Annotated in this window: 14 protein-coding genes; 7 read left to right on the forward strand and 7 right to left on the reverse strand. The window is 72.1% G+C overall.

The window, feature by feature from the left end; genetic code table 11:
• Positions 1-202 precede the first annotated feature (202 nt).
• Positions 203-1705 carry an APC family permease gene (locus ABR738_RS09235; protein WP_350229480.1) on the reverse strand — a complete coding sequence of 501 codons (1503 nt, stop codon included), beginning with the start codon at positions 1703-1705 and terminating at the stop codon, positions 203-205.
• Between the two features lie 117 nt (positions 1706-1822).
• On the opposite strand from ABR738_RS09235, the gene ABR738_RS09240 reads away from it, so the two are divergent.
• Positions 1823-2530: a TetR/AcrR family transcriptional regulator gene (locus ABR738_RS09240; RefSeq protein ID WP_350229481.1), complete on the forward strand. Its 708-nt coding sequence runs from the start codon at positions 1823-1825 to the stop codon at positions 2528-2530.
• A 151-nt stretch (positions 2531-2681) separates the two neighbouring features.
• On the opposite strand, the gene ABR738_RS09245 is transcribed toward ABR738_RS09240, so the two are convergent.
• Both ABR738_RS09245 and ABR738_RS09250 read right to left on the reverse strand, forming a co-directional pair.
• On the reverse strand, positions 2682-4148 hold the full coding sequence (locus ABR738_RS09245) for an amino acid permease (RefSeq protein ID WP_350229482.1): 1467 nt from the start codon (positions 4146-4148) through the stop codon (positions 2682-2684).
• Positions 4149-4356: 208 nt separating this feature from the next.
• On the reverse strand, positions 4357-5058 hold the full coding sequence (locus ABR738_RS09250) for a FadR/GntR family transcriptional regulator (protein ID WP_350229483.1): 702 nt from the start codon (positions 5056-5058) through the stop codon (positions 4357-4359).
• Between the two features lie 137 nt (positions 5059-5195).
• On the opposite strand from ABR738_RS09250, the gene ABR738_RS09255 reads away from it, so the two are divergent.
• Together ABR738_RS09255 and ABR738_RS09260 are read left to right on the forward strand one after the other, a co-directional pair.
• The gene (locus tag ABR738_RS09255) at positions 5196-5705 is read left to right on the forward strand and encodes a gluconokinase (protein ID WP_350229484.1); all 510 of its coding nucleotides are present in this window, start codon (positions 5196-5198) and stop codon (positions 5703-5705) included.
• 11 nt (positions 5706-5716) lie between these two features.
• Positions 5717-7123 carry a GntT/GntP/DsdX family permease gene (locus ABR738_RS09260; protein WP_350229485.1) on the forward strand — a complete coding sequence of 469 codons (1407 nt, stop codon included), beginning with the start codon at positions 5717-5719 and terminating at the stop codon, positions 7121-7123.
• Here the strand turns inward: ABR738_RS09260 and ABR738_RS09265 are convergent.
• The 4 genes from ABR738_RS09265 to ABR738_RS09280 form a co-directional block, all read right to left on the reverse strand.
• Positions 7109-7810 carry a cytochrome b/b6 domain-containing protein gene (locus ABR738_RS09265; RefSeq protein ID WP_350229486.1) on the reverse strand — a complete coding sequence of 234 codons (702 nt, stop codon included), beginning with the start codon at positions 7808-7810 and terminating at the stop codon, positions 7109-7111. The genes ABR738_RS09260 and ABR738_RS09265 overlap by 15 nt on opposite strands.
• On the reverse strand, positions 7749-8483 hold the full coding sequence (locus tag ABR738_RS09270; protein WP_350229487.1) for a molybdopterin-dependent oxidoreductase: 735 nt from the start codon (positions 8481-8483) through the stop codon (positions 7749-7751). Before ABR738_RS09270 ends, ABR738_RS09265 begins: the two co-directional genes overlap by 62 nt.
• Positions 8484-8535: 52 nt before the next feature.
• Positions 8536-10077 carry an APC family permease gene (locus ABR738_RS09275; RefSeq protein WP_350229488.1) on the reverse strand — a complete coding sequence of 514 codons (1542 nt, stop codon included), beginning with the start codon at positions 10075-10077 and terminating at the stop codon, positions 8536-8538.
• A gap of 177 nt (positions 10078-10254) precedes the next feature.
• On the reverse strand, positions 10255-11910 hold the full coding sequence (locus ABR738_RS09280; RefSeq protein ID WP_350234494.1) for an FAD-binding dehydrogenase: 1656 nt from the start codon (positions 11908-11910) through the stop codon (positions 10255-10257).
• Positions 11911-12076: 166 nt separating this feature from the next.
• Between ABR738_RS09280 and ABR738_RS09285 the strand changes: the two genes are divergently transcribed.
• The 4 genes from ABR738_RS09285 to ABR738_RS09300 all read left to right on the forward strand — a co-directional run bounded on the left by ABR738_RS09285 (position 12077) and on the right by ABR738_RS09300 (position 14419).
• The gene (locus ABR738_RS09285; protein ID WP_350229489.1) at positions 12077-12973 is read left to right on the forward strand and encodes a DMT family transporter; all 897 of its coding nucleotides are present in this window, start codon (positions 12077-12079) and stop codon (positions 12971-12973) included.
• A gap of 173 nt (positions 12974-13146) precedes the next feature.
• Entirely contained in the window at positions 13147-13662 is a 516-nt protein-coding gene (locus ABR738_RS09290; RefSeq protein WP_350229490.1) for an NUDIX hydrolase, read from the forward strand.
• Between the two features lie 50 nt (positions 13663-13712).
• Positions 13713-14099: a YidH family protein gene (locus ABR738_RS09295; RefSeq protein ID WP_388458934.1), complete on the forward strand. Its 387-nt coding sequence runs from the start codon at positions 13713-13715 to the stop codon at positions 14097-14099.
• Positions 14099-14419, forward strand: a complete 321-nt coding sequence (locus ABR738_RS09300) for a DUF202 domain-containing protein (RefSeq protein WP_350229492.1) — start codon at positions 14099-14101, stop codon at positions 14417-14419. Before ABR738_RS09295 ends, ABR738_RS09300 begins: the two co-directional genes overlap by 1 nt.
• Positions 14420-14454 lie beyond the last annotated feature (35 nt).

The following is a 14454-nucleotide window of genomic DNA, read 5'->3' on the forward strand; positions in this document are numbered from 1 at the left end:
GCGGGATCCGTTTCTGTGCGGGGGGACAGGGAGGGAGGTGCGGTTCTGTGTGTGGGGCAGGTCCCTGTGGGGAGGCAGGGAGACGGCGCGGTTCTGTGCGGGAGGCCGGAGGAAGGTTCTCCGCGGGAGGCAGGGCGAGGAAGGCCGGCGCGGGTGGGCCACACGGTTCGGGGTACGGTGCCCGGCCATCCTGGCGGACGGCTCAGACGGCCTCGGACGCGGCGCCCAGCTGCGGCGCCGCCCCGGCCTCGGTGGCGGACAGGCCGGTGACGAAGTACGGGGACTTCCTCACCCATTTCGCCCAGGCCCCCACGGCGAACCCGCTCAGCAGCATCGCCGCCGGGCAGGCCAGCATGAACCAGCCGTTGTCGGGGCTGACTTCGAAGTGGTCGGCCGAGGTGTAGAAGGTCCAGGCGAGGTAGCCGCCGAGGCCGAGCAGGAAGAGCGCGCTGAGCACCGGGATCACCACGGCCCGCACGGCCTCGCCCGGGCTCGTCCTCAGGGCGCCGCGGAAGCGGCCGGCCGCGGCCAGGGCGGTCAGCGCGTAGTACAGGGACACCACGATCCCGATGGCGTTGACCGAGGCCAGGATCAAATCGCCGATCTTGGGGATGACCAGCGAGAGCACGGCGATGGCCGCCGCGACGGCGCCGACGGCGAGGGTGCCGGCGACCGGGGTCCCGTACCGGGGGCTGACCTTGAGCCAGAGCGGGCCGAGCGTGCGGTCGCGGCTCATCGCGAACATGCCGCGCACGGTGGGGATGACGCCGGACTGGAGGGACGCGGTCGCCGAGAAGACCAGGGCGACCAGTGGAAGGGCCGCGAGCGGCTGGGCGGCGAGGCGGTCGCCGAAGAAGGTGAGCCCCTGGGCGCCGTGGCCCACCAACTCGTCCTGGCTGAGCACCCGTTGGAAGGCGAAGGAGCCGAGCAAAAAGAGGCCGAGCATGGTGAACAGGGTGATGAGGCCCGCCTTCGAGGCGTCCTCGGGGTCTCGTATCTCCTCGTTCACGCTGAAGGTCGACTCGAAGCCCCAGTAGCAGAACACGGAGAGCAGCAGCCCTTGGGCGAGTGCCTGCCCGGAGGGGATGGTGAAGGGGTTCAGCCAGTCGAGGCTGAAGGGGTGCGGGCCCTGGATCAGTCCGTAGCCGCAGAAGCCGAGCAGCACCGCGTACTCGAAGACCAGGAGCCACTTCTGGAGGGTGGCGGCCGAGCGGGTGCCGACGACGGCGGTGAAGGTGACGGCGACCAGGACGAGGATGCCGATCGCGGTGGACTGGGCCGTGGAGTCCGGGTCCAGGCGAAGGCCGAAGAGGGTGCGCAGGCCCGTCTCGCCGGCCAGTTGGAGCAGCGCGGAGCCGGTCACGGCGGTGGTGTAGGCGAGGAAGACGACGGTGGAGACGATGCCGATCCAGCCGGTCAGAAAGCCCAGCCAGGGGCTGAGCGAGCGGCCCACCCACACATAGCCGCTGCCCATGTTGGGCTCGACCTTGTTGAGCCGGGTGTACGCGCTCGCGATGCCCAGGATCGGGACGAACGCGAGCAGCATGACGATCGGCAGGTGGGAGCCCACGGCGCCGGCGGTGACGCCGAGGCCGATGCCGATGCTGGTGGTGGCCGCCGTGGAGGACGCGGCGATGGCGACGCCGTCCAGGACGCCGAGGCTCTTGCGCAGAACGGGTGGGTCGCTGCCGTAGGGAGTGCGCACGCGGGCTCCTTCGCCGAGGGGCGCTCATCGGCCCCGATGGCGGCACATCGAACTCCTCGCGGCCCGATTGCGTCAACGCTGTTGTCATAAGGGCACCCGGTTCGTAGGGTGCGGCGCATGAGCGAGCGAGTGGTGGCGGACGGCGAGCGGCGCCGTCGCCGGCCCACCAAGCGGGGCACGGTCTTGTCGGAGGGCCTGATCGTCGAGACGGCGCTGCGCCTGATCGGGGAGCACGGCGCGGCGGCGCTGACCGTGCGCAGGCTCGGCACGGCGCTCGGCGCGGATCCGAGCGCGCTCTACCGGTACTTCCAGGACACCGACGACCTGCTGCTCGCGGTGGCGGACGAACTGATCGGGCGCACCCTGCGCGTGTGGCGGCCGTCCGGCGACTGGCGGGCGGACCTGCGCTCGCTCGGCCTGCGCATCCACGCCGACTACCAGGCGCATCCCCGGGCGGCGGTGCTCACCTGCACGCGGGTGACCGGGCGCGCGCACGAGATGCGGTCGGTGGAGACCATCCTCAAGATCCTGCGCGGGGCCGGGTTCCCGGACGCCGAGGCGGTGCGGATCTACCACGTGTTCGTGGACCAGACGCTGGCGTTCGCGGCGCTCGACGCGACCGTGCTCACGCTGTCCGAGCAGTCCCGGGCGCTGGAGGAGCGGACCTGGCGGGAGCGGTACGCGGCGCTCGGCGCGGACACCCATCCGCATGTGGCCGCCACGGCGCCGGTCCTGGTGGCGGAGATGGGCCGCAGCGCCTATCCGGCCGCCCTGGAGATGATGCTCGCGGCGGCCGCAGCCCGGCTGCGGCACGTGGGGGCATGAGCCCGGCGTGGACTCGGACGCGGGTCGGGCGCCGACGGGGCGTGGATCGTACGCGGACCCGGCGAGGGGCGGACGCGGACCGGACGCGCGAAAGGGCGGCCCCCCGTGGTCGGAGGTACCGCCCTCTCGAAGGAGCCGGGACTCGGTGAGGCTACGCCTCGGGCTTGGCCGCGGCGAGCACGCCGACGCGCTTGCGCACCACGTACCAGCCGCCGACGAGCAGCGCCGCGATGATCGGCAGGCAGTAGATCGTGGTGCGGCCCACTCCCCCGCCGTACCACATCAAGAACGCCACGGCCGCGAGGAAGACCAGCGTCACGATCTGGGTGTAGGGCGCCCAGGGCAGCTTGTAGGAGGGGCGCTGGAGGCGGCCCTCCTGGGCGCGGCGCCAGAACAGCAGCGAGCAGATCATGATCATCGCCCAGGTGCCGAGGATGCCGATGGAGGCGAAGTTGAGCACGATCTCGAAGGCGTCGTCGGGCACGAAGCCGTTGAGGGCGACGCCGAGGACACCGAAGAACGCCGTGAACAGGACGCCGCCGTAGGGGACCTTGCCCTTGTTCATCACGCCGACGAACTTGGGCGCGGAGCCCGCGAGCGACATCGAGCGCAGGATCCGGCCGGTGGAGTACAGGCCGGAGTTCAGGCTGGAGAGCGCCGCGGTGAGGACCACGAGGTTCATCACGCCGGCCGCACCCGGCACGCCGACCTTGTCGAGGACGGTGACGAACGGGCTCTGGTTCTCGGAGTACTCGGTGTACGGAAGCAGCAGCGCGAGCAGCACCACGGAGCCGACGTAGAAGATGCCGACGCGCCACATGATCGAGTTGATCGCCTTGGGCAGGATCTTCTGCGGGTTCTCCGTCTCGCCGGCGGCGACGCCGCACAGCTCCACCGAGGCGTACGCGAAGACGACGCCCTGGATGACCAGCAGCATGGGCAGCATGCCCATCGGGAAGATGCCGCCGTGGCTGGTGATGTTGGCGAAGCCGGGCGTGGAGCCGTCGACGTCGTGCTGGGTCACCACGAGGTAGATGCCGACCAGCATGAAGGCCACGAGCGCGACGACCTTGATGATCGCGAACCAGAACTCCATCTCGCCGAAGTACTTCACCGAGATCAGGTTGGCGGTGAGCACGACGGCGAGCGCGACGAGCGCGCAGACCCACTGCGGGACGCTGCTGAACATGGCCCAGAAGTGGGCATAGGTCGCGGCCGCGGTGATGTCGGCGACGGCGGTGGTGGACCAGTTCAGGAAGTACAGCCAGCCCGCCGTGTAGGCGCCCTTCTCGCCCATGAACTCACGGGCGTAGGAGACGAAGGCGCCCGAGGAGGGGCGGTAGAGCACGAGCTCACCGAGGGCCCGTACGACGAAGAAGGCGAAGACGCCGCAGACCGCGTACGCGATGGCCAGCGAGGGGCCCGCGCCCGCCATCCGGCCGCCGGCACCGAGGAAGAGGCCGGTGCCTATCGCGCCGCCGATGGCGATCATGTTGATGTGGCGGGACTTGAGGTCCTTGCTGTAACCGGCGTCACCGGCGTCGATGTGGGGGGTGCCCGTGCTCGCCCCCGCGGGGGCACTCTGGGGCTCGGCCGCAGGCATGGTGCGGTCACTCATGGAGTAGTTCGCCTTTGTGAGGGGTCATGCGGTCGTGCGGGACCGGTTCGCGTCGGTGATGCAGATCGTCACCCTGGCACGGGCCGGCGGCCCATACTCCCCGCTGTCGGCACAGTTTGGCAGTGTCCAATGTCACGTACGGGCAGATTTGAGATGTTTCTGAGGTAACCGAAAGGTATCCGGTGCCTGTTTTTGTTGCTCAGGGTACCTAGGGCGCGAGGACGTCGAGTTCCTGGAGGGCTCCCACCGCGATCTCCCGGGTCAGCCGCTCCGCCTCCGCCGCGTCTCGCGCGCGCACCGCCTCGGCCACCCGCACATGCAAAGTGACGGCCGCCGGATCGGGGTCGGGGAACATCACCCGGTGGTGGGTGCGGCCGGTCAGGACCTCCGCCACCACGTCGCCGAGCCGGGCGAACATCTCGTTGCCCGAGGCGTTGAGCACGATCCGGTGGAAGGCGACGTCGTGTACGAGGTACGCCTCCAGCCGGCGCCCGCGCGAGGTGGCCACCATGCCGAGGGCCCGCTCGGTGAGGTCGGCGCACTGCTCGGGAGTGGCGTGCAGGGCCGCGAGCCCGGCGGCCGCCGGCTCCACTGCGGAGCGCAGCACGGTCAGGGAGCGCAGCTGGCGGGGGCGGTCGGCGCCGGCCAGGCGCCACCGGATGACCTGCGGGTCATAGACGTTCCACCGCTCGGGCGGCTGTACGGTCACGCCGACCCGGCGCCGGGACTCGACCAGATACATGGATTCCAGGACCCGGACCACCTCGCGGACCACGGTGCGCGAGACGTCGAAGCGCTGGGCCAGCTCATCGGTGCGCAGCACGCTGCCCGGCGCGTAGTCACCTGCGGTGATCGCCAGGCCGAGGCGTTCGAGCACATGCGGGTGAAGGCCCCGGGCCCCAGTCGTCATGGGCCAAGCCTACGGGGGCGCAAGGAGGCTTCAAAAGTATGACTTTTACATCACGACCTCTTGAATATGTCGTACCTAATGGGTTTGAGTGTGCGCGACGGACATCGATGTCGATGAGGACAGCGAGGCACCACCGCATGAACTCCCCCCTGACCATCGTGGTGATGGGCGTCGCCGGGACCGGCAAGACCACCATCGGACCGCTGGTGGCGGCACGGCTCGGCGTCCCCTACGCCGAGGGCGACGACTTCCACCCCGAGGCCAACGTCGCCAAGATGTCCGCGGGCATCCCGCTCGACGACGCCGACCGCCTGCCCTGGCTCGACGCGATCGGCGCGTGGGCGCACGGGCGCGCCGGACTCGGCGGGGTCGTCAGCAGCTCCGCGCTCAAGCGGAGCTACCGCGACCGGCTGCGGGCGGCCGCCCCGGGGATCGTCTTCCTGCACCTGACCGGCGACCGCGCGCTCATCGAGCGGCGGATGGCGGAGCGCAGGGGCCACTTCATGCCGGCCGCGCTGCTCGACTCGCAGTTCGCCACCCTCCAGCCGCTCGGCGCCGACGAGGCGGGCGTCGCCGTCGACGTCGGCGGCACCCCCGAGGACATCGCGGAGCGCGCCGCCACCGCGCTGCGAACGCTCACCATCTAAGGATTTCCACCGTGACCAGACTCAGCGTCGAGTTCCTGGCAGCGGACGCCACGCAACCGATCACTTCGGCCGGCCACACCCAGCTGGGCATCGCCGTACTCGCGGGCATCGCCGTCATCGTCCTGCTCATCACCCGGTTCAAACTGCACGCCTTCTTGGCCCTGACCATCGGCTCCCTCGCGCTCGGCGCCTTCGCGGGCGCGCCGCTCGACAAGGCCATCGCCAGCTTCAGCGCCGGGCTCGGCAGCACGGTCGCGGGGGTCGGCGTGCTCATCGCGCTCGGTGCGATCCTGGGCCGCCTGCTCGCCGACTCCGGCGGCGCGGACCAGATCGTGGACACCATCTTGGCCAAGGCCGGCAAGTCCGGCGGACGGGCCATGCCCTGGGCGATGGTGGCCATCGCCGCGATCATCGGGCTTCCGCTGTTCTTCGAGGTCGGCATCGTGCTGCTGATCCCCGTGGTGCTGCTCGTCGCCAAGCGCGGCAACTACTCCCTGATGCGGATCGGCATTCCCGCGCTGGCCGGGCTCTCCGTGATGCACGGCCTCATCCCGCCGCACCCCGGGCCGCTGGTCGCCATCGACGCGATCGGCGCCAACCTGGGCATCACCCTCGCCCTCGGCGTCGTGGTCGCCATCCCGACCGTGATCATCGCGGGGCCGGTGTTCTCGAAGTACGCCGCCCGCTGGGTCGACATCCCGGCCCCCGACAAGATGATCCCGGCCCGCCCCTCCGAGGACCTGGAGCGCCGCCCCGGTTTCGGCGCGACGCTGGCCACCGTGCTGCTCCCGGTCGCTTTGATGCTGGCCAAGGCACTGGTCGACATCGTCGTCGACGACCCCAAGGACCAGGTGCAGCGCGTCGCCGACGTCGTCGGATCGCCGCTGATCGCCCTGCTCGCGGCCGTCCTCGTCGCCCTCTTCACCCTTGGCCGGGCCGCCGGCTTCACGAGGGAGCGGCTCTCGACGACCGTCGAGAAGTCCCTCGCGCCGATCGCGGGCATCCTGCTGATCGTGGGCGCGGGCGGCGGTTTCAAGCAGACCCTGATCGACGCGGGCGTCGGCCACATGATCCTGGACCTCTCCAAGGACTGGGCGATCCCCTCCCTGCTCCTTGCCTGGCTGATCGCGGTGGCGATCCGCCTCGCGACCGGCTCCGCGACGGTGGCCACCATCTCCGCCGCGGGTCTGGTGGCGCCGCTCGCAGCCGACATGTCCAGCGCGCACACGGCGCTGCTCGTGCTCGCCGTCGGCGCAGGCTCGCTCTTCTTCAGCCACGTCAACGACGCCGGGTTCTGGCTGGTGAAGGAGTACTTCGGGATGGACGTCGGCCAGACGGTCAAGACCTGGTCGGTGATGGAGACGATCATCTCGGTGGTGGCGCTCGGCTTCGTGCTCCTGCTGTCACTCGTGATCTAGGCGCGCGCGTTCCGCCGCGCCGTCGGACTCCGACTCCGGCTCCCACAAAGGGTGTTCGCGCGTCGCCCACGTCCGCTCGACCGACCCGGTGCGCATGCCACGGCGTGCCTCCGGGTCGCCGAGCGCCATCCACACATGGCCGGCGACGACGATGCCGATGGCCAGCGACAGCCAGTCGTGCACGAACGTGGAGCCCGTGCGCACCTCGATGGGCGCGAGGTGGGTGAACCACATCAGCACCCCGGTGCCCAGCATCACCAGCGCGGCGCCCGCGATCCAGCCCGCGTACACCTTCTGCCCCGCGTTGAACTTCCCGGCGGGCCGCGGCGCGTGGAGCCGGCGCAGTGCGCTGCGCAGCCAGGTCCGGTCGTAGGGGTGGAAGCGGTTGAGCCGGCCGAGCTCCGCGCGAAAGGCCCGTGAGGCGAGCCCGACGAGGGCCGGCGCCGGCAGCAGCACTCCGCAGATCTCATGCACCCGCACGACCAGTTCGCGGCGTCCGACGGCCTCGGCGAACTGCGGCACGTAGAGGATCGCCGCAGTGATCACACAGGCCCCCATCAGCCAGGCCGTCACGCGGTGCACCCAGCGCACACCGGGCGTGAACCTCCGTACGGCGCCAGGGAGTTCAGGGGGCGGTGGGGGTGTCGTCGCGTCCGTTGGACCGGCCGACCCAGGCGTCGGTGTCATAGCCTCGCTCCTCCCAGTAACCCCGCTCGGCCTTCTCCGTCACCGTGATCCCGGAGAGCCATTTCGCCGACTTGTAGAAGTACATCGGCGCCACATACAGACGGACCGGGCCGCCGTGGACGTGGCTGACCGGCTTGTCCTGCATGCTCAGGGCGACCAGAACGTCGTCGCGGCGCGCCTGTTCGAGGGTGAGGCTTTCGCTGTAGGCCCCGTCGAAGCAGGTGAAGCGGACCGCGCCGGCTCCGGGACGTACGCCCGCCGCATCCAGGAGGCGCGAGAGCTGGACGCCCGCGAAGGGGGTGCCGGGCACCCGCCAGCCGGTCACGCACTGCACATCGCGCACCAGACGGGTCTGCGGCAGCGCGCGCAGGGCGTCGAGGGTGTAGGTCGTGGGTCTTGTGACCATGCCGTCGACGGTGAGGCGGTAGTCGGCGGCGCTCTTGGTGGGGACCGATGAGGTCACCGAGTAGTAGCGGAAGCCGCCGCCGTTGGGCAGCAGGCTGGTGAGTCCGGTGGGGTCCTTGTCGGCGGCGGCGCCGAGGAAGGATTCGACGCCGCCCTGGACGTAGGGTGCGGAGGCGACGCCCGCCACACCGAACCCGAGCATGCCGAGCACGAGCCTGCGGCCGATGGGGGTGCCCCGTGGCGGCGACGGGGTTGGTTCTGGTGTCACCCCCTGATTCGAACACCCGGGGGCGGGTCGTGCCAGGGGCCGGAGCCGCACGTCACCGTTCCGTCAGAATTCCGGTGGGCGGTTCAGGGGCCGGCGCACCGCGCGGGGCCGGGCGCTCCGGCTCCCCGCCCCGGCCGATCCGGGCGTGCGTCCCGGGTCTCCTCGCCCGCAGCACGAACCCCTGGAGCAGGCCGCCCGCCCACGCGAGGACGACGATCCCGGGCAGCAGCCTCGACACCGCGTCACCCGGGCCCACGCCGATGAGCACCGGGAATTGCTTGACGGTGTACGCGGCGACCCCGAGCAGGGCGATGCCCGCGACGCCCGCCGCGAGAAGCCGCCACCACTGGGCGGCGGGAGCGCCGTGGCGCGCGAAGAAGACGATCACCGCGAGCGAGACGGCGGCCAGGAGCAGCACCACGCCGAGCGCGCCCGTCGTGCTCGCCCAGGTGAACAGGTGCGTGACCGGCGCCGTCGCGTCGCCGGGCGGTCCCTGGTCGGTGAGCGCGAAAGCGGCCACGAGGGTCACCGAGAGCGCGGTCTGGAGCAGTGAGCCCGCGGCCGGGGCGCCGCCCGCGGTGGTGCGGCCCACAGCGGCGGGCAGCAGTCCCTCACGGCCCATGGCGAAGGCGTACCGGGACACGACCTGGTGGACGCTGAGCAGCGCCGCGAACACACCGGTCACGAACACGACGTGGAGTACGTCGGTGAAGGTGCCGCCGAGGTCCTTGTCGGCGAGGGCGAACAGCAGCCCCGCGCCCTGTTTCTGCGCGGAGTCCGCGACGTCGCGCGGGCCCGAGGCGAGGGTCAGCGCCCAGGAACTGAGCGCGAACAGGGCTGTCACACAGCCGATGGCGAGCAGTACGACGCGCTTGACCACGACGCCGGCGCGGCGGGTCTCCTCGGCGTAGACCGGGGCCTGCTCGAAGCCGGTGAACGCGGCGGCGCAGAAACACAGCGCGATCCCGACGCCGCCCCTGGCCAGCAGGTGCGGGTTGAAGGCGTGCGGCGAGATCCGGCCCTCGGCCGGATGCGCGAGGGCCGCGACGTCGAAGACGAGGACGAGCGCGACCTCGGCGGCCAGGAGCACGCCGAGCACCGTGGCACCGAGGGCGACCCCCCGCCGGGCCAGGGCGCCGACCAGGGCCGCCGCGAGCAGCGCGGGCACCCACCAGTCGATGGTCACCCGCAGATGGGCGGCGAGGAGCCCCGAGACCTCGGCTCCGAGCAGGCCGTAGAGGCCGGATTGCAGCGCGCTGTAGGCGGTGAGCGCCCCCCAGGAGGCGGCGGCGCCCGCGGTCGGTCCGAGTCCGCGCGCGACGCAGGCGTAGAGCGCGCCGGCGTGGCGCACCTGGCGGCTCATCTCGGCGTACCCGACGCCGAACAGGGCGAGCACACCTCCCATGACCACGAAGAGGAGCGGCTGGCCGACCACGCCCGTCGCGGCGAACGCGGCCGGCATCACCCCGGCCACGACGACCAGGGGCGCGCTCGCGGCGAGGACCGAGGCCAGCACGCCCGCCCCGCCGAGCCGCCCGCCCCTCAGCGCCCGACCCTGCCCGTCGTACGTGGTGCTCTCGGCCTCGCTCGGCATGCGGGATGGCCGCCCTTTCGGTGAACGCGCTTCCAACTCAAGGGAGTTGGCGCGGTCGTGACCGTAGAACGCGCGCGTGAACACGAAAGGGACGCCGCCCCAATGCGCGCTTGCCGTGCGGGGGCCACCGCATGATCGACTTCTCGTCGCCGCGCGGCCCGGCGCTGCCGCAGGCCGCTACGACACCGCGCGGGCCGCCGCCCGCCCCGCCGCGCGGCCGGAGAAGACGCACCCGCCCAGGAAGGTGCCTTCTAGGGAGCGGTAGCCGTGGACGCCTCCGCCGCCGAAGCCCGCCGCCTCGCCCGCCGCGTACACGCCCGGAAGGGGGTCGCCGCCAGGGGTGAGGACGCGCGAGGACAGGTCGGTCTCCAGGCCGCCGAGCGACTTGCGGGTCAGGATGTGGAGCTTGACCGCGATCAGCGGGCCGGCCGCCGGGTCCAGGAGGCGGTGCGGGGGCGCGGTGCGGATGAGTTTGTCGCCGAGGTAGCGGCGCGCGCCCCGGATGGCGGTGACCTGGAGGTCCTTGGTGAAGGGGTTGGCGATCTCGCGGTCGCGGGCCCGGATTTCGCGGCGCAGGGCGCTCTCGTCGATCAGCGGCTCCTTGGTGAGCGCGTTCATGCCGCGCACCAGGGACGCGAGGTCCCTCTCGACGACGAAGTCCGCGCCGTGGTCCATGAACGCCTTGACCGGGCCCGGCACCTCGGCCCTGGCCCGCCCGATGACCCCGCGCACCGACTTGCCGGTCAGGTCGGGGTTCTGCTCGGAGCCGGAGAGGGCGAACTCCTTGCCGATGATCTTCTGGTCGAGCACGAACCACGTGTAGTCGTACCCGGTCCGCATGATGTGCTCCAGCGTGCCGAGCGTGTCGAAGCCGGGGAAGAGCGGCACCGGCAGGCGGCTGCCGCGCGCGTCCAGCCAGAGCGAGGAGGGCCCCGGCAGGATGCGTATGCCGTGCCGGGCCCAGATCGGGTTCCAGTTCTGGATGCCCTCGGTGTAGTGCCACATGCGGTCGCCGTTGATGTGGTGGGCCCCGGCCTGTTCGGTGATGCCGAGCATGAGGCCGTCCACATGGGCGGGCACCCCGCAGAGCATGTGCTCGGGCGGGGTGCCGAGCCGCGGGGGCCACTGGGCGCGGACGAGATCGTGGTTGCCGCCGATGCCGCCGCTGGTCACGATCACGGCCTGCGCCTTAAGCTCGAAGGCACCGGTGACGGTCCGGGTGGACGCGGTTCCGCGCGCGGCGCCCGACGGCTCCAGGATCTCGCCGGTCACCGTGTCGATGACGCCGGCCGTGCGGCCGAGCCCCGTCACCCGGTGGCGGAACGCGAACCGAACAAGCCCCCGGGCGGCGCCCTCCCGCACCCTCCGCTCGAACGGGGCGACGATGCCGGGCCCGGTGCCCCAGGTGATGTGGAAGCGGGGAACGGAGTTGCCATGCCCGGTGGCGTCGTAGCCGCCCCGTTCGGCCCAGCCCACCACAGGGAAGAACCGCACGCCCCTGGCCCGCAGCCACGCCCGTTTCTCGCCGGCCGCGAAGTCGACGTAGGCCTCGGCCCACGCACGCGGCCAGCGGTCCTCGGCCCGGTCGAAGCCGGCCGTGCCGTACCAGTCCTGGAGCGCGAGCGCCCGGCTGTCCTTGATCCGCATGCGGCGCTGCTCGGGCGAGTCCACGAGGAAGAGCCCGCCGAAGGACCAGTGCGCCTGGCCACCGATGGACTGTTCGGGCTCCTGGTCGAGCAGGATCACCTTCTTGCCGGCGTCCACCAGCTCCGCCGTGGCCACCAGGCCCGCGAGCCCCGCCCCGACCACGATCACATCGGCGTCGTACGCCATCGGCCGCTCACTCCGCTCGTCCGCCACGTTACCCGTGGGTCAGATCTTCGGGCGGCACCCACCCGGCGTCAACCGCCCGACTGCGGGCACCCGGCGGGCAGCCGCCTGTCCGGGGCGCTATCGTCGGCCAAGGCAGCGCCCCCCGGCCGTACTTGAGGTGTACGTCGTGTCGGTCCTGGTCCTCGTCCTCGCCGTGAGCGCAGCGTGTTGTCTGGGCTCGGGCTTCGTGTTGCAGCAGAACGCGGCGCAGCACGCCCCGCTGAGCGACTTCCTCTCCCCGAGGCTGCTGCTCGACCTGGTGCGGATGCCGCGCTGGCTGGCGGGGATAGGCCTGATGGTCGCGGGTATGGCTCTGAGCGCCCTCGCGCTCGGCTGGGGCGAGGTGTCCCTGGTCGAACCGCTGGTGGCGACCAACTTGTTCTTCGCCATGTGGCTGTCCAGACTCCAGACCCACCAGCCGCTCGGCCGCCAGGGCTGGGCGGGTCTTGCGCTGCTCGCGGGCGGGGTCACCGCGTTCATCGTGGCGGGCCAGCCCCAGGGTGGCGTCGCGGTCGCGGGGGCGCTGCGGCACTGGCTGATCGTGGGTCTGGTGGTCGGCATCGCCCTGCTGCTCGCCGCGCTCGCCAAGCACGCCCGGCTCAGCGTGGCGGCCCCGGTCCTGCTTGCCGTCGCGGCGGGCATGCTCTACGGACTCCAGGACGCGCTGACCCGGATCAGCGGCCAGCGCCTGTCGCGCGGCGGCTGGCCGGAGCTGATGGCGAGCTGGCAGCCGTACGCGGTGATCGCGCTCGGGGTGAGCGGACTCGTCCTCGTGCAGAGCGCCTTCGAGACGGCCCCGCTGCGCATGTCGCTGCCCGCCCTCACGGCGGCCCAGCCGCTCGCGGGGATCGCCTGCGCGGTCGGCTTCCTCGGCGACCGGCTGCGGACCGACACCGGAGCGCTGGCCTGGGAGGCCGCCGGGCTCGCGGCGATCGTCGCGGGCATCGTGCTGCTCGGGCTGCATCCCGCGATGCCGTCGGGCAGCGCGTCCCAGGAGGAGGCCCGCGACCTCCAGCCGCACTGAACGGCCCCGAGCGCGTCGAAGGCGGGGGCTGCGGGCTGCGGGCTGCGGGCTGCGGGCTGCGGGCTGCGGGCTGCGGGCTGCGGGCTGCGGGCTGCGGGCTGCGGGCTGCGGGCTGCGGGCTGCGGGCTGCGGGCTGCGGGCTGCGGGCTGCGGCCGGATGCTTTCATGGGCCCATGAATCCGGCTGACGAAATCCTGGACATCGTCGACGAGCACGACACCGTGACCGGGCAGGCCCGGCGCGCCGACGTCTACGCGCGCGGCCTTCGCCACCGCTGCGTGTTCGTCCTGGCCCGGGACGCGGCGGGCCGGGTCTTCGTCCACCGCCGCACCCCCCGGAAACTGGTCTTCCCCTCCCTGTACGACATGTTCGTCGGCGGTGTGGTCGGCGCGGGCGAGTCCTACGACGACGCGGCGCTGCGCGAGGCCGAGGAGGAGCTGGGGGTCACCGGGCTGCCCCGGCCCGCGCCCCTGTTCAAGTTCCTCTACCAGGACGGGGAGCTGAGCTGGTGGTCGTCGGTGTACGAGGTGCGCTGCGAGCTGCCGGTGCGCCCGCAGGTGGAGGAGGTGGCCTGGCACGCCTTCCTGCCGCTCGCCGAGCTGGAACGCCGCGTCGACGACTGGGAGTGGGTGCCGGACGGGCTCGCGGCCTGGCGGCGGCTGCGCGCACGCGGTCACGGGCCGTCGTGAGGGATGCCGGGCCGTCGTGAGGGCCGCCGGGTAGGCTGCGGCAGGTGATCATGATCGTGCAGACCCTGCGGCTGTGGTTCGCGCCCGGGCGCATCGGCGAGGAGGGCGACACCCCCGACTACCGGTTCTCCCTCGCCAACGAGCGCACCTTCCTGGCCTGGATCAGGACCTCGCTCGCGCTGGTCGGGGGCGGTTTCGCGGTCGATCAGTTCCTGCCGGGACTGCGCTGGGGCGTGCGGGTCGCGCTCGCGCTCGCGCTGCTGGCGTCGGGGGTGCTGTGCGCACTGCGCGCGGTCAACCACTGGGTGCGGTGCGAGCGGGCCATGCGGCGCGGCGAGGACCTTCCGGTCTCGCGCTTCCCCACCGTCCTCGGCCTGGCGGTGGCGCTGGTCGCCGTGGCGATGGTGCTCGTCGTCGTCTTCGGCTGGGCGGGCTGATGTCCGCGCCGGGCGCCGTCCGCGACCCCGGGCTCCAGCCGGAGCGGACCCGGCTCGCGTGGCGGCGTACCACCTTGTCCTGCACGGTGGCGGCCGTGCTCGCCGCCAAACAGGCGCTGCGGCAAGGGAGTTCGCCCTTCGCCCTGGCGGCGGTGGCGCTCAGCGCGCTGGTCTGGCTCGGCTTCCTTGCCGTGGCGCACCGCCGCATCCAGACCCTGAGCGACGGCGCCCGCCCCCGGGTGCTCGCGCCCCGCGCCGCGCTGGGCGCCGCCGCGTGCACGGTGGCCCTGGCCTCGTTCGCCGTCGCGATACTTTTCTGAGCCCGACGCCCTTTCCGAGCCCGACGCCCTTTCCG

Origin of the sequence: Streptomyces sp. Edi4 (assembly GCF_040253615.1) — a bacterium.
GTDB lineage: Bacteria > Actinomycetota > Actinomycetes > Streptomycetales > Streptomycetaceae > Streptomyces.

Coding starts and splice junctions, on each gene's coding strand:
- ABR738_RS09295 (WP_388458934.1), top strand. CDS start 13,713: ATGATCGTGCAGACCCTGCGGCTGTGGTTCGCGCCCGGGCGCATCGGC.
- ABR738_RS09280 (WP_350234494.1), bottom strand. CDS start 11,910: ATGGCGTACGACGCCGATGTGATCGTGGTCGGGGCGGGGCTCGCGGGC.
- ABR738_RS09275 (WP_350229488.1), bottom strand. CDS start 10,077: ATGCCGAGCGAGGCCGAGAGCACCACGTACGACGGGCAGGGTCGGGCG.
- ABR738_RS09265 (WP_350229486.1), bottom strand. CDS start 7,810: ATGACACCGACGCCTGGGTCGGCCGGTCCAACGGACGCGACGACACCC.
- ABR738_RS09255 (WP_350229484.1), top strand. CDS start 5,196: ATGAACTCCCCCCTGACCATCGTGGTGATGGGCGTCGCCGGGACCGGC.
- ABR738_RS09245 (WP_350229482.1), bottom strand. CDS start 4,148: ATGAGTGACCGCACCATGCCTGCGGCCGAGCCCCAGAGTGCCCCCGCG.
- ABR738_RS09240 (WP_350229481.1), top strand. CDS start 1,823: ATGAGCGAGCGAGTGGTGGCGGACGGCGAGCGGCGCCGTCGCCGGCCC.
- ABR738_RS09290 (WP_350229490.1), top strand. CDS start 13,147: ATGAATCCGGCTGACGAAATCCTGGACATCGTCGACGAGCACGACACC.
- ABR738_RS09300 (WP_350229492.1), top strand. CDS start 14,099: ATGTCCGCGCCGGGCGCCGTCCGCGACCCCGGGCTCCAGCCGGAGCGG.
- ABR738_RS09250 (WP_350229483.1), bottom strand. CDS start 5,058: ATGACGACTGGGGCCCGGGGCCTTCACCCGCATGTGCTCGAACGCCTC.